Genomic DNA, 13,369 nt, shown 5'->3' with positions numbered 1-13,369 from the left:
GAAACCGATGAGCGTCAACAGGTATTCCCCCTCCCCTGTCCGGGGCGCCTACACCGCGCCCACCGCAGACGAATCCGTGCACGCCACGGTGACGATCCCCGGGTCGAAGTCGCTGACGAACCGCGAGCTCATCATCGCCGCGATCGCCGACGGTCCCGGCCGCCTGGTGTCGCCGCTGCACTCGGACGATTCGCGTCGCATGGTCGATGCGCTGCGCGCCCTCGGCATCGGCATCGAGGAGGTCGACGCCGGAGGCGAGTTCGGCCCCGACCTCGTGGTGACGCCCGCCAAGCTCACCGGCGGCGCCACAGTCGACTGCGGCCAGGCCGGCACCGTGATGCGGTTCATCGCGCCTCTCGCGGGGCTCGCCGCGAACGACGTGCATCTGACCGCCCACGAGACCGCTCTGCACCGGCCGATGGGCGGCCTCATCAGCGCTCTGCGCGACCTCGGGGTCGACATCGACGACGAGGGCACCTGGTCGCTGCCGTTCACCATCCGCGGTCACGGGCGCATCCGCGGCGGGAGGATCGAGATCGACGCGTCAGCGTCGAGCCAGTTCGTCTCCGGCCTGCTGCTCGCCGCTCCCCGCTTCGACGTCGGGCTGCATCTCGTGCACACCGGCTCGCATCTGCCGAGCCTCCCCCACATCGACATGACGATCGAGGCGCTCAGTCGCCGCGGCATCCGGATCGAGCGTCCAGGCGTCGGCGAGTGGCTCGTCGAGGCCGGCGTGCCACGCGCCAAGGAGATCGCGATCGAGCCGGACCTGTCGAATGCCGCGCCGTTCCTCGCCGCCGCCCTCGTCACCGGCGGAACGGTCTCGGTCACCGGGTGGCCCGTGCATTCGACGCAGCCCGGCGCGCTTCTGCCCGAGATCCTCCAGGCCATGGGCGCGCACGTCGCCAGGCACAGCGGCATCCTCACGGTGCGCGCGGGCGCCGGCATCCGCGGGCTCGATCTCGATCTGTCCGCGGCGAGCGAGCTCACCCCCACCCTCGTCGGCCTCGCCGCCTTCGCCGACGGGCCGACCACGATCCGCGGCATCGGCCACATCCGGCTGCACGAGACCGACCGGATCGCCGCACTCGTGGGCAACATCCGCGCGCTCGGCGGCGAGGCGGAAGAGCTCTCCGACGGACTCCGGATCTTCCCGACTCCGCTCACGGGCGGCGAGTGGGCCGCCCACCACGACCACCGGATGGCGACCACCGGCGCGCTGATCGGTCTGCGAGTGCCCGGTGTCGAGATCGACGACATCGGCACGACGGCGAAGACGATCCCCGAGTTCACGGCCCTGTGGGAGCGGATGCTGCGGGGCGCATCCGCGTGAGCTGGCTCGACGACGCGGACGACCTCGAAGACGACTTCGAGGACTACGACGAGAGCAGCTATCGCACCCGGCCGAACCCCAAGGCGAACCGGCCGCGCACCAAACGCCGCCCGGCGCACGAGGACGCTCAGATCGGACGCGTGCTCGGCGTGGATCGAGGACGCTACTCCGTGCTGCTCGACGAGGACACCCCCGACGAGCACACGATCACCGCCGCCAGAGCGCGTGAGCTCCGCCGTTCGCCGATCGTCACCGGCGACCAGGCGCGGGTCGTCGGCGACACCTCCGGCGAGGAGGGGACCCTCGGGCGCATCGTCGGGATCAGGGAACGCACGTCGCTGCTGCGACGGAGCGCAGACGACACCGACCAGGTGGAGCGGGTCATCGTCGCCAACGCCGATCAGATGCTCATCGTCGTGGCCGCGGCCGACCCCGAGCCGAGGGCGCGCCTGGTCGACCGCTACCTCGTCGCGGCTCTGGATGCCGGCATCCGCCCGCTGCTCGTCGTGACCAAGACCGACCTGGCGGACCCTGCACCGTTCCTCTCCCACTTCGACGGCCTCGACGCGCTGCGCGTGTTCACGAGTGCGCAGTCAGAGATGCCGGTCGACGAGATCGGCGCCGCGCTGGTCGGGCACTCGACCGTATTCGTCGGGCACTCCGGCGTCGGCAAGTCCACGCTCGTGAACGCCCTCGTGCCCAGCGCACTCAGGGCCACCGGCCACGTGAACCAGGTCACCGGCCGCGGCCGGCACACCTCGTCGTCGACCGTGTCGCTGCGCTACCACGGCGCCGAGGGCACCGGCTGGGTCATCGACACCCCCGGCGTGCGCTCCTTCGGGCTCGGGCATGTGGATCCGGCGAACATCCTCGCCGCCTTCACCGAGCTGGCCGAGGTCGCCGAGGACTGCCCCCGAGGGTGCACGCACCTCACGGATGCTCCGGACTGCGCTCTGATCGAGGCTGCGGCGCGCGGCGACCTGACCGAGACCGGACGCGCGCGGTTGGACTCGCTCCAGCGGCTCCTGCAGACCTTCGCGGACAAGGCCGAGCAGACCCCCGGACGGTAGGCTGAAGGCGTGACTGTGCGCCTGGAACCCGGAACCTCTGCCCCCGACTTCGCTCTTCTCGATCAGGACGGCGCGACCGTCCGGCTCGCGGATCTCCGCGGGGAGAAGACCGTGCTGTACTTCTATCCGGCGGCGATGACCCCGGGCTGCACGACGCAGGCATGCGACTTCCGCGACAGCATCTCCTCCCTCCAGGGTGCAGGCTTCCGCGTCATCGGCATCTCACGTGACGAGCCGGCCAAGCTCGCCGAATTCCGGGAGCGCGACGGCCTCACGTTCACGCTGCTCAGCGACCCCGACCACGCGGTGCACACGGCCTACGGCGTGTGGGGCGAGAAGATGAACTACGGCAAGGTCGTCGAAGGCGTGATCCGCTCCACCTTCGTGCTCGACGAGGACGGCACCGTCACACTCGCGCTCTACAACGTCAAGGCGACAGGGCACGTGGCGCGACTGCGCAAGCTGCTCGGCGTCGACGCCTGAGACCCGCGCCCGCGCCGTCGTCGGGCTCAGTCGCCGTCGGGCTCAGTCGGCGAAGGACTCAGTCGGCGCTGCGCTCCACCTCGGCGCGGGCGCTGGCGATCAGGAGCGCGAAGCACAGCACGCCGGGCAGCCCCACACCGATCACGAACGGCCAGGACACCGGCTGCAGTGTGAGCGCCGCCAGCGCCAGCGCGACCGCGAGCACCTGGAAGACCACTCCCCCCGAACGCGCCCAGGACCTCCCGGCGCGCGTGCCGACGGCGAACGCGAAGAGCGCGGCAGCGCCGATCAGGGTGAGCACGATGAGCGCGAGCGCCGTCGGCAGCGATGCCGCGTCGCCGGCGCCGAGGCCGACCATCTCGATCAGTGCGAACACGACGAGCGCCGCCCCTTCGGCCGCGAGGACGGCCGCTGCGGCGAGGGCGAGTCGGGGTGCGCGCACGTTGTCTCCTGAGAATCGGATGAGAGGCAGCGAAACCCTTGATTTCGTAACCTGCATGTAACAGAATAGACAGAGTCATGTGCTCCCACAGCGGCGTGGGGCGGACAATTCTCGTCCGCATCACAAGCGGCGGACATCCGTCCGCATCTGAACAGGGTAGCTGAACCCCGATCTGCCGCCCGAATCCGAGTCGTCGCGCTGCGACATCTCTTGAATCCACACGAGGAGCCCCCATGGACTGGCGCGACAAAGCCGCCTGCCTGACTGTCGACCCAGAGCTGTTCTTCCCCGTCGGGAACACCGGCCCTGCAGTCGATCAGATCGAGAAGGCGAAGAGCGTCTGCGCCACCTGCACGGTCACCGAGATCTGCCTGCAGTACGCACTGGAGACCAGCCAGGACTCCGGCGTCTGGGGAGGCCTCTCCGAGGACGAGCGCCGCGCTCTCAAGCGCCGCGCGGCCCGCGCCCGCCGCGCTTCCTGAACCACAGCTTCTGAACAGCACGCGAAAGCGGCCCGGGACATCGTCTCGGGCCGCTTTCGCGTGCTCCTCAGAAGCTGCCGCCTGCGATCGCAGGCGGCGCTTCACCTGTTCAGCCAGCGCAGCGGGATGTCGATGATCACCTCGGTGCCCTCGCCGTCGCTGCCGTGCCACTCGATCGTGCCGCCGAGCTCGCCCTGGATGAGCGTGCGGATGATCTGCGTCCCGAGACCCTGGCCGATGCGCCCCTCCGGCAGTCCGCGACCGGAGTCCTGGACCGTGACGCGGAGATTCTCCTCGGTCCGGACGGCGTCGATCGTGACGACGCCCTCCTGCCCTGCGAGTCCGTGCTCGACCGCGTTCGTGACGACCTCGGTCAGCGCCAGCGCCAGCGGCGTCGCGTACTCGCTGGGCAGCACGCCGAAACGGCCGGTCGACTGCGTCATCGCGCGGGTGTTCGGCGCGGACGCGACCTCGGCGACCAGCTTCAGCACCCGATGGAAGACCTCGTCGAAGTCCACCTTCTGCGCGAGGCCCTGAGCGAGCGTGTCATGCACGACCGCGATCGCGTCGACTCTGCGCATGGCCTGGGTCAGCGCATCTCGCGCCTCATCGGAATGCGTGCGACGCGCCTGGATCCGCAGCAGCGACGCGACGGTCTGCAGGTTGTTCTTCACCCGGTGGTGGATCTCCCGGATCGTCGCATCCTTCGTGATGAGCTCCTGCTCCTGATGCCGGAGCTCCGAGACGTCGCGGCAGAGCACGATGGCGCCGATGCGCGTGCCGTGGTCCTTCAGCGGGATCGCCCGCAGCGACACCGTCACTCCGCGCGCCTCGATGTCGGTGCGCCAGGGTGCGCGACCGGTGACGACGACGGGCAGCGACTCGTCCACCTGCCGCGACGGGGGCACCAGGCGGGTGGTCACCTCGGCGAGCGACTCCCCCTCGAGCTCGTCCTCGAAACCCATGCGGTTGAAGGCCGAGAGCGCGTTCGGGCTCGCGAACGTGGTGATGCCGTCGACGTCGATCCGGATCAGGCCGTCGGAGGCCCGCGGCGCGCCTCGCCGCGGCGACGTCGGCGCCGCCAGGTCGGGGAAGCTGCCCTCGGCGATCATCCGGAACAGGTCGTTCGCGCACTCGTCGAACGTGATCTGCTGACGTGACGGCGTGCGCGCCTCGCCGAGGTTGGTGTGCCTGGTCACGACTCCGATGACGGATGCCGGATGCTCGGCGTTGCGGCGATCGATGACGATCGGCACCGCACGGACCCGCGTCGGCGTCTCCTCGAACCAGTCGGGAGACGACGAGTCCACGATCTCGCCGGACTCGAATGCGCCCTGCACCTGCGTCCGCCACTGCGGACGCACCCGCTCGCCGACGATGTCCCGGTAGAAGAGGGTCGCCGCGCCGCTCGGCCGGGCGTGCGCGACGGCGATGAACGAGCCGTCATCGCTCTGGATCCACACGACGATGTCCGCGGAAGCGAGGTCGGCGAGAAGCTGGCCGTCTCCGGCGAGTCGATGGAGCCATTCGACATCGCTGTCGGTCAGGCGGCCCTGGGCGTGGGCGAGATCACTGAGGGTTGACACCTCATAAGCCTACTGGGGGCCGGGCACGCGACCCGGCGGCTCAGAGCACCGCGAGCGACGAGGCGCGCCAGCGATGGTCCAGCCCCTCGAGCCGTACGGCGACCGCACGGGTGCGTCCGGGGCCCGCCACGATCACGACCGCCTCGACGACGCCGTCCACCGGCTCGGACACGCGGATCGAGCGGATGTCGAACGTCGGACGCGCGGGCGGGACTCCCCTGGCGCTGCGCGCCCTCGCCGACAGGTTCGCCCGCGTCAGCAGCGTCCGGTAGGCGTCCTCGCTGAACCAGCGGGCGAGCTGATCGACCTCTCGCACCCCTGCGAGCACCTCCAGGACGCCCTGCGTGAGGCTGCGCAGCAGCGGCTCGGGATCGGGCAGCTCGGCGCGCGGCGTCGGCTGCGGTGCGAAGTACTCGTGAAGCGTCATCTGCGGCACTCTCCATCGGTGAAGACTGCGGCAAGTAGAGCACGGCGTGATCGGCGCTCGAGCGTCTCGCGCGACAATTGTGGATAACTCGTACACCGAGCGCGCGGTTCGCTTACGCTCGGTCGGGTGCATTGGGATCGGCTGTTCGAAGACCTCGAAGGTCAGCTCGCCTCGGAGTGGGAGGCGGAGCGGGCCGCGCTCGACGCGGAGTCCGAACGGCTCCGCATCTCCCGGCTCGACCTGCGCAGCCGTCTGCGTGTGCTCTGCGCGTCCGCGACCGTCGCCACCGTCGACCTCCCCGGAATGCGGCGGATCCGCGTGCGGCTGCAGTCACTCGGAGCAGACTGGGTCGCCGCGGCGCAGGCCGACGACGCGGGCACCGGCCGGCCGCGGGCGATCCTGATCATCCCGCTGCATGCGGTCCGCGGTCTCGCCCTCGATCACGGCATGCTGCTGGCCAGCCTGGATGCCGCGCTCGAGGACACCCCGTCGCTGCGGGAGCGGATGACCCTCGGCTTCGTGCTGCGCGATCTCGCGCGGCGCCGCGTCGCCGTGCGGCTGACCACCGTCGACGGCGACGACCTGCACGGCACCATCGACAGGGCCGGATCCGATCACCTCGACCTCGCGGTGCACGACCAGGGCGATGCGCGCGTAGCCGCCGCGGTGCGCAGCTTCCGCGTCGTCCCGTTCGACGCGCTGGCCTCGGTGCAGGCCTCGGGCGATCAGCTGCCGTGAGGCCTCGACGTGCCCCATACCTCGGGGAAGCTCGCCTCGTTGGCCTGCCGCCACAGCGCCATCCGCCGCGCCTCCTCCGACTGCTCCGAGAGGTACTCCGCGAGGCTGGACTCCTCCACGCGCCAGCGCGCGGGCGAGCCGAGCTGAGATCCGCGGAGCCTGCCCTGATAGACCAGCGCGATGACCTCGTCGACCTCGATGCTGAGCAGCTCCGCCACCTGTGCGGGCGCGAGGAATCGCGGAGCGGATGCGGGCGAATCGGGCATGCACCCATTCTCCCCCGGAGTCGCTCGCAGACCACCGCCGAGATCAACCTGTGGATAACTCACGAGGTGATCCGCGGATTTCTGTGACGATTGCGCCATGACCAAGTTCACCCGCTCTCGACGCGCGTTCTGGGGCGACATCCGCTTCCTGATCGGCATCGCCCTCGTCGTCGTCTCGATCGCCGGGGTATGGCTGGTCGTCTCGTCCTCAGGCCGGACGACACCGGTGCTGCAGGCGAATCGCACCATCGTGCAGGGCGAGGCGCTCGCCTCCTCCGACTTCCAGGTCGTCGAAGTCGGGCTCGGGTCCCTCACCGGCGACTACCTCGCGCCTCAGGATCTGCAGTCCGGCCAGGTCGCCGCGCGCACGGTGTCCGAGGGCGAGCTGTTCCCCGCGACCGCAGCGGCCGACGCCGACGACAGCCGCTCGACGACCATCGTCGTCGAGAGCAGCACCGGCATCCCTGCGGATGTCGCGGCCGGCACCGTCGTCGAGCTCTGGCACGCACCACCGCTCGACGACGGGCGCGCTCACGACGCCCCGCGCATCCTCGTCGCGGACGTCACGGTCGCCGCCGTGCTCGAATCCGACGGGATGCTCGCATCCGACGGCACCGCGGTGGAGATCGTCATCGACCGTGCGGACGTCGCCGACGTGCTCGCGGCGATGACCGGCGGTTCAGCGCTGTCGGTCGTGCCCGTCGGTGCGACATCATGACCGTCGTCATCATCGCGGTGCCGGAGCCGCGCGCGAGCGCTCTCGCCGCGGAGCTGGAGCTGGAAGGCGTCGACGTGGTCGCGGTGGTGACGCCGGACGGGCTCCTGCCCCTGCCCCCGGACGCGGATGCCGTCCTCGTCCCGGCCACTCGCGGAGTGCTGACCTCGGCGCTGATCGGCGCATGCGATCGCGCCGGCGTGCGAGTGGTCCCGCTCGGCGAAGGCGACAGCAGACTCCTGACGCGCTTCGGCCTGTCCGCGGCGCTTCCCGCTGAGGCGAGCGGCTGGGAGGTCGCCGCGGCGCTCAGCGCCGACGCGCCGCGCATGCCGGACCGGGAGGCAGACGGCCCGCCGCATCGGGTGACGGTCGTGTGGGGGCCACCCGGCTCACCCGGTCGCTCCACACTGGCCATCCAGCTCGCGGTCGAGCTGACCCGCGCGGGCAGGCGGACGGCCCTGGTCGACGCCGACACCGTCGCACCGTCGCTCGCACTCCTGCTCGGGCTCAGCGATGACGCGCCGGGGATCGCTGCGGCGTGCCGTCGCGCGGAGCTCGGCGCCCTCGACGACGCGGAGCTCACGCGTCTCGCCATCGCTCTCGAGACCAGCGCCGGCGCGATCGACGTCCTCGGCGGCCTCAACCGTCCGAGCCGCTGGCCCGAGCTCTCCGCGCCGAGGGTGGAGTCGGCGCTGCGGGCCTGCCGCCACTGGGCGGAGGAGACCGTCGTCGACGTCTCGGCCGCCTTCGAGGCCGATGACGAGGCGACCTACGATCTGGTCGGGCCCCGCCGGCATGCCGCGACCGTCGCCGCCCTCCGCGAGGCGGATGCCATCGTCGCCGTCGCGTCCGCCGACCCGCTCGGCATCAGCCGGTTCCTGCGCGATCACGCCGAGCTGCGTCGCCTCACCTCTCCGACGCCGATCACCGTCGTCGTCAATCAGGTTCGCCCCGGCCCCTTGGGCATCGACGCACGCGGACAGGTGCGGCGCACCCTGGAGCGGTTCGCCGGCATCACCGAGGTCTCGTTCCTGCCGTTCGATCAGCGCGCGGCGGATGCCGCTCTGCTGCACGCCCGTCCGATGGCGGATCTCACCCCGAGGTCCGCGTTCGTCGCGGCCGTGCGGCGGCTGGCCCGCTCGACCACGACGCGCGATGCGGCTACTGCCGGTAGCTCGAGAGGAAGTTCCCGAGGCGCTCGACGGCTTCTGCCAGCACGCGCGGCTCGGGAAGCGTGACCAGCCGGAGGTGATCCGGGGTCGGCCAGTTGAACCCGGTGCCCTGCACGAGGAGGATGTGCTCGGAGACGAGCAGGTCGTAGACGAGCTTCGCGTCGTCTCTGATCTCGTGCACGTTCGGGTCGAGGCGAGGGAAGGCGTACAGCGCCCCCTGCGGCTTCACGCAGGACACGCCAGGGATCGCCTCCAGTCCCTCCCACGCGATGTCGCGCTGCTCGTGGAGGCGACCGGACGGGCCGATCAGGGCGTCGATCGACTGCACGCCGGAGAGCGCCGCCTGCAGTGCGTGCTGCGCGGGGACGTTCGGGCAGAGCCGCGTCGAGGCGAGGAGATTGATGCCCTCGAGGAACCCCTTCGCGTGCGACTGCGGACCTGTGATGACGAGCCAGCCGGAGCGGTAGCCGGCGACGCGGTAGGTCTTGGAGAGCCCGTTGAAGGTCAGGCACAGCAGGTCGGGCGCGAGAGTCGCGGTCGGGATGTGCACGGCGTCGTCGAACAGGATGCGGTCGTAGATCTCGTCGGAGAGGAGCAGGAGCTCGTGCTCCCTGGCGATCCGGACGAGACCCTCGAGGATCTCCCGCGAGTACACGACGCCCGTGGGGTTGTTCGGGTTGATGATCACGAGCGCCTTGGTGCGCGGCGTGATCTTCGAGCGGATGTCCTCGAGGGAGGGCTGCCATTCGTCATCCTCGTCGCACAGGTAGTGCACCGGCGTCCCGCCGGCGAGGCTGGTCATGGCCGTCCACAGCGGATAGTCGGGGGCGGGGATCAGCACCTCGTCGCCCTCGTCGAGGAGCGCCTGCATGGTCATCGTGATGAGCTCGGAGACGCCGTTGCCGAGGAAGACGTCCTCAGGGTCGAAGCGCGGGAAGTCCTCGATCTCCTCGTAACGGCTGACGACGGCCCGGCGGGCTGAGACGATGCCCTTGCTGTCGCTGTAGCCGTGTGACGTCGGGAGCGCCTCCAGCATGTCGCGGACGATCTGATACGGGGCCTCGAAGCCGAAGATCGCAGGGTTCCCGGTGTTGAGCTTGAGGATCGTGTGCCCCTCGGCCTCCAGCCGCGCCGCCTCGACGAGCGTGTTCCCACGGATCTCGTACAGGACGTTCTTGAGCTTCGACGACTGGTCGAAGTGGCGCGATGGAGTCATCGCAAAAGCCTACCGTCGTCCCGAGACCTGCTCGTTCGCCGCTCGTCCCGCCGCGGCCCGAAGCGCCCGCTCGTGCGCCTCGCGCTCGCGCCGGCTGCTGTCGATGTGCGCGAGGGCGAGCGCGCCGGCACGCTCCTCGTCGCGATCGCTGATCGCGTCGAACAGCGCCTGGTGCTCGTCCGTGACGTGCGCGAGGTCGTCGTGCTGCGAGAGGCCCCAGCGCAGCTTGCTGCGCATGCTGCGCATCAGGTCCTGCAGCAGCCGGTTCTCGGCGAGTTCGGTCACGACCTCGTGGAAATCCGCTGCGGCCCGGCGCGAGGTGATGCGGTCCTCGGCGAGCGCGCTGGCCTTCTCCGCCTCGAGCGCCTGCCGCAGCTGCGCCAGCCCGTCGCGTCGATGACGCTGAGCCGCGAGACGGAACGCGAGCGGCTCGAGCACCGAGCGGACCTCGTCGAGATCCGCCATGTCGGCAGCGGTGAACTCCCGCACGACCGCCCACGTGCGCGGCCGGAGCGTGACCAGCCCCTCGGCCTCGAGCACCTTGAGTGCGTCTCTGACCGGGACCCGGCTCACGCCGACCTCGGCCGCCAGGTCCCTTTCGATGAGGCGGCTGCCCGGTTCGCGCACTCCATCGATGATGGTGTCACGAAGCCAGTCGGCGACTCGGGTCGATTCGAGGACTCGCTCGTCTGCTTTGCTCACAGGGTCATTCTTCCACCGCGACCCCCGCGTGCCCCTCAGCCGCGCTTCGCGGCCTTCTTCTCGACCCAGACGATGCCCTCGTCGAGAGCGGGGACGATCTCGGTGCCGATGCGGCGGGCGAGCAGGTCGTCGAGCCGGTCGAGCGGGCCGATCAGGGTGCGGCCGCCGGCGCGCGCGACGCGGATCGCGGCGTCGATCTTGGGCTGCATCGACCCCTCGGCGAACTTCATCGCGGCGACCGCGTCGGCCGAGGCGGTGAGGATGTCGCGCTGCTCGGGGGTGCCCCAGTTCTCGCTGACGTAGTCGCCGTCCGTGAGCATGATGAGCGTGTCGGCGCCGATGTCGGCCGCGAGCGCCGCGCTCGCGAGGTCCTTGTCGACGACCGCCTGCACGCCGACGTGACGTCCCTTGGAGTCGGCGCGGACGGGGACGCCGCCCCCGCCGACGCAGACCGCGAGGCTGCCGGCCTCGAGCAGGCGGCGGATCAGCGGGGCCTGGACGATCGAGAGCGGATTGGGCGAGGGGACGACGCGACGGAACGCGTTCCCGTCCTTCGCGATGGTCCAGCGGTACTCCGCGGCGGCTTCGGCCGCATCATGAGCCGAGTACTGCGGTCCGATCAGCTTCGTGGGGCGATCGAATGCGGGGTCCGCCTCGTCGACGACGGTGGTCGTGATGATGCCGGCGACCTCCCGCGCACCACCGAGCGCGTTGGAGAGCTCCTGCTGCACGACGTACCCGATCATGCCCTGCGTCTCGGCGCCCAGGATGTCGAGGGGGTAGGCCGCCACATCCTGGTATGCGAGGTTCTGCAGCGCGAGCAGGCCCACCTGGGGGCCGTTGCCGTGCGTGATCACCAGCTCGTTGTCCCTGGCGAGGTTCGCGAGGGCTTCACAGGTCGACCTGACGTTCGCCCGCAGGAACTCGGCGGTCATGGGCTCCCCGCGACGGGCAAGTGCGTTTCCTCCGAGTGCGACGACGACGCGCATGATCTCTCCTTTGAAGTTCGGATGCCGGGCAGTCGAAAAGACTCACCCACTGTGACGGTATGCCATCTTTGCTAATGGTATACCGTTAGGGAAGCCGCGACGGGATCCACTCGCCGCGGCGATGGAGAGAAGACGATGACCCCCGTCGCACCCCTCGTCGCGATGACCGCGACCACCTGGGACGCAGCGCTTGCGGAGACGCTCTCGCGCAGCAGAGACCCCAGGTCGCCCTTCGGCGTTCCCGGCGTCGTCCACTCCGTGCACCGGCGGGTCGTCAATCTCCGATTCGGCGATCATCTGATCGCCCTGGCCGATGACCGGCTCGATGACGCACCGTGGACGGTTCGCGTCCCCCGTGCGCAGTGGGCGCAGCTCCGCCCCGGCGTCGGCGACGCCGCGCACGCGACACCGTCGGAGATCCGGATCGACTCGCGCGAGGCGGGCTGGGCGATCCATCTCGAGGAAGCCGGATGCTGGCTGCCTGCAGCAGCCGACCTCGCCGGCCTCGGGCGCACCGCTCTCGTCGACGCGCACGCGACGCTCTCGCTGTTCCGGGCGCAGACACCCCAGACCGCATTCGGCCGGGCGAGTGCGGCGCTTCTGGGCGAAGGTCTCTCGCGGCTTCGCCACGCCTCTGTCGCTCTGCTCCGGGGTGGCCCTGGCGCGCCGGTCGAGGAGGCGGCCGAGCGCCTTACCGGCCTCGGCGAAGGACTCACCCCGTCCGGCGACGACATCCTCACCGGACTCGCCTTCCTCGCAGCTCACGAGTCCTCGGGACTCACCGCGCTGATGCGGCCGCTCCGGCACGCCGTCGAGATCGCCGGATCGCGCACGACGATGCTGAGCGTCGTCACCCTCCGCGCCGCCGTCGCCGGCCGAGGACGAGCGAGCATGCACGATCTCGCACTGGCCCTCGGGTCTCAGGACCTCGCCTCTCTGAATGACGCTGCCGGCCGGATCCTCGCGATCGGGCACAGCTCGGGCGCCGACATCCTCACCGGGATGCGACTCGCCCTCGAGCTCGCCGCCGGCGCACGAAGGCCCCGAGTCCCCGAACACGACCTCGCCCTCGCCCTCGAACCGCTCGACCCCAAGGAGAACACACGATGAGCACGACCACCGACCAGCGGCACCTGGAGCTGACAGCGACGGATCAGCGTTATCTGGAGCGCGCCGCAGCCGGCGATCTCGACGGCGTGCGCTCCGCCCTCGCCGAAGGCGCCGACAAGAATGCCGTTGACCGCGAGGAGGCCACGGCGATCCTGCGCGCGGCTCGCGGAGGACACCTCGACGTCGTCCGCGCGCTCATCGCCGAGGGCGTCGACATCGACGCGCAGGATCAGACCTGTTTCAACCCGTTCATCCACGGCTGCATCTTCGACGAACTCGAACTCGTCATGACCATGGTCGAGGCGGGCACCGACCTCAAGCGGCTCACCCGGATGGGGGGCAACGGCCTGACCCCCTCCGCGGAGAAGGGGCACCTCGAGGTCGTCCGCTACCTGCTCGAGAACACCCGCATCAACGTCAACCTCACGAACAATCTCGGCTGGACAGCGCTGATCGAGACGATCATCCTCGGCGACGGCGGGCCTGTTCGTCAGGAGATCGTCGAACTCCTGCTCGCACACGGCGCCAAGCCCGGGATGCCCGACCCGATGGGCGTCCCACCGGTGGAGCTCGCCAGGCAGCGCGGCTTCGACGAGATCGTCCGCATCCTCGAGAGCCACCAGGCCTGACACCTCCCC

Annotated in this window: 16 protein-coding genes; 9 read left to right on the top strand and 7 right to left on the bottom strand. The window is 70.4% G+C overall.

Features of this window, described 5'->3' with window-relative positions; translation table 11 throughout:
* Positions 1-7 precede the first annotated feature (7 nt).
* Genes aroA through bcp form a run of 3 tightly spaced genes read left to right on the top strand, consistent with a single transcriptional unit; the run spans position 8 to position 2,886 of the window.
* Positions 8-1,333 carry a 3-phosphoshikimate 1-carboxyvinyltransferase gene (aroA, locus tag IPV10_RS08210; RefSeq protein ID WP_207482637.1) on the top strand — a complete coding sequence of 442 codons (1,326 nt, stop codon included), beginning with the start codon at positions 8-10 and terminating at the stop codon, positions 1,331-1,333.
* A complete protein-coding gene (gene rsgA, locus IPV10_RS08205; protein WP_207482635.1) occupies positions 1,330-2,403 on the top strand; it encodes a ribosome small subunit-dependent GTPase A in 1,074 nt (357 codons plus the stop codon). Before aroA ends, rsgA begins: the two co-directional genes overlap by 4 nt.
* A gap of 9 nt (positions 2,404-2,412) precedes the next feature.
* Positions 2,413-2,886, top strand: a complete 474-nt coding sequence (gene bcp, locus IPV10_RS08200) for a thioredoxin-dependent thiol peroxidase (RefSeq protein ID WP_207482633.1) — start codon at positions 2,413-2,415, stop codon at positions 2,884-2,886.
* Between the two features lie 58 nt (positions 2,887-2,944).
* On the opposite strand, the gene IPV10_RS08195 is transcribed toward bcp, so the two are convergent.
* Positions 2,945-3,328, bottom strand: a complete 384-nt coding sequence (locus IPV10_RS08195; RefSeq protein ID WP_207482631.1) for a hypothetical protein — start codon at positions 3,326-3,328, stop codon at positions 2,945-2,947.
* A gap of 233 nt (positions 3,329-3,561) precedes the next feature.
* On the opposite strand from IPV10_RS08195, the gene IPV10_RS08190 reads away from it, so the two are divergent.
* The gene (locus IPV10_RS08190; RefSeq protein ID WP_067198513.1) at positions 3,562-3,810 is read left to right on the top strand and encodes a WhiB family transcriptional regulator; all 249 of its coding nucleotides are present in this window, start codon (positions 3,562-3,564) and stop codon (positions 3,808-3,810) included.
* A 101-nt stretch (positions 3,811-3,911) separates the two neighbouring features.
* Here IPV10_RS08190 and IPV10_RS08185 read toward each other — a convergent pair whose 3' ends face one another.
* Both IPV10_RS08185 and IPV10_RS08180 read right to left on the bottom strand, forming a co-directional pair.
* Positions 3,912-5,396: a sensor histidine kinase gene (locus IPV10_RS08185; RefSeq protein ID WP_207482629.1), complete on the bottom strand. Its 1,485-nt coding sequence runs from the start codon at positions 5,394-5,396 to the stop codon at positions 3,912-3,914.
* A gap of 40 nt (positions 5,397-5,436) precedes the next feature.
* Positions 5,437-5,823, bottom strand: coding sequence for an Rv3235 family protein (locus tag IPV10_RS08180; RefSeq protein WP_207482627.1), 387 nt, complete (start codon positions 5,821-5,823; stop codon positions 5,437-5,439).
* 126 nt (positions 5,824-5,949) lie between these two features.
* Here IPV10_RS08180 and IPV10_RS08175 point away from each other — a divergent pair, with 126 nt between their 5' ends.
* Positions 5,950-6,561 carry a hypothetical protein gene (locus IPV10_RS08175; protein WP_207482625.1) on the top strand — a complete coding sequence of 204 codons (612 nt, stop codon included), beginning with the start codon at positions 5,950-5,952 and terminating at the stop codon, positions 6,559-6,561.
* On the opposite strand, the gene IPV10_RS08170 is transcribed toward IPV10_RS08175, so the two are convergent.
* Positions 6,549-6,827 (bottom strand): helix-turn-helix domain-containing protein, encoded by a 279-nt coding sequence (locus tag IPV10_RS08170; protein WP_207482623.1) that lies wholly within the window; start codon positions 6,825-6,827, stop codon positions 6,549-6,551. The genes IPV10_RS08175 and IPV10_RS08170 overlap by 13 nt on opposite strands.
* A 97-nt stretch (positions 6,828-6,924) precedes the next feature.
* Between IPV10_RS08170 and IPV10_RS08165 the strand changes: the two genes are divergently transcribed.
* Together IPV10_RS08165 and IPV10_RS08160 are read left to right on the top strand one after the other, a co-directional pair.
* Positions 6,925-7,545 carry an SAF domain-containing protein gene (locus tag IPV10_RS08165; protein WP_207482622.1) on the top strand — a complete coding sequence of 207 codons (621 nt, stop codon included), beginning with the start codon at positions 6,925-6,927 and terminating at the stop codon, positions 7,543-7,545.
* A complete protein-coding gene (locus tag IPV10_RS08160; protein ID WP_207482620.1) occupies positions 7,542-8,780 on the top strand; it encodes a P-loop NTPase in 1,239 nt (412 codons plus the stop codon). The genes IPV10_RS08165 and IPV10_RS08160 overlap by 4 nt, the downstream gene beginning before the upstream one ends.
* On the opposite strand, the gene IPV10_RS08155 is transcribed toward IPV10_RS08160, so the two are convergent.
* From IPV10_RS08155 to IPV10_RS08145, 3 genes are read right to left on the bottom strand one after another with little or no spacing between them, the layout of a single operon-like run.
* Positions 8,704-9,930, bottom strand: a complete 1,227-nt coding sequence (locus IPV10_RS08155) for a pyridoxal phosphate-dependent aminotransferase (RefSeq protein WP_207482618.1) — start codon at positions 9,928-9,930, stop codon at positions 8,704-8,706. The genes IPV10_RS08160 and IPV10_RS08155 overlap by 77 nt on opposite strands.
* A gap of 9 nt (positions 9,931-9,939) precedes the next feature.
* Complete coding sequence (locus IPV10_RS08150) at positions 9,940-10,632, bottom strand: GntR family transcriptional regulator (protein ID WP_207482616.1); 693 nt, start codon at positions 10,630-10,632, stop codon at positions 9,940-9,942.
* A 35-nt stretch (positions 10,633-10,667) separates the two neighbouring features.
* Entirely contained in the window at positions 10,668-11,621 is a 954-nt protein-coding gene (locus tag IPV10_RS08145; RefSeq protein WP_207482614.1) for a carbamate kinase, read from the bottom strand.
* A gap of 135 nt (positions 11,622-11,756) precedes the next feature.
* Between IPV10_RS08145 and IPV10_RS08140 the strand changes: the two genes are divergently transcribed.
* Positions 11,757-12,731: a DUF2877 domain-containing protein gene (locus IPV10_RS08140; protein WP_207482612.1), complete on the top strand. Its 975-nt coding sequence runs from the start codon at positions 11,757-11,759 to the stop codon at positions 12,729-12,731.
* A complete protein-coding gene (locus IPV10_RS08135) occupies positions 12,728-13,360 on the top strand; it encodes an ankyrin repeat domain-containing protein (protein ID WP_207482610.1) in 633 nt (210 codons plus the stop codon). The genes IPV10_RS08140 and IPV10_RS08135 overlap by 4 nt, the downstream gene beginning before the upstream one ends.
* The last annotated feature ends 9 nt before the right edge of the window (positions 13,361-13,369 follow it).

Origin of the sequence: Microbacterium sp. SD291, assembly GCF_017355365.1 — a bacterium.
GTDB lineage: Bacteria > Actinomycetota > Actinomycetes > Actinomycetales > Microbacteriaceae > Microbacterium.
Note: the sequence above shows the minus strand (reverse complement) of the source record. Positions and strands in the feature narration are given on the sequence as shown.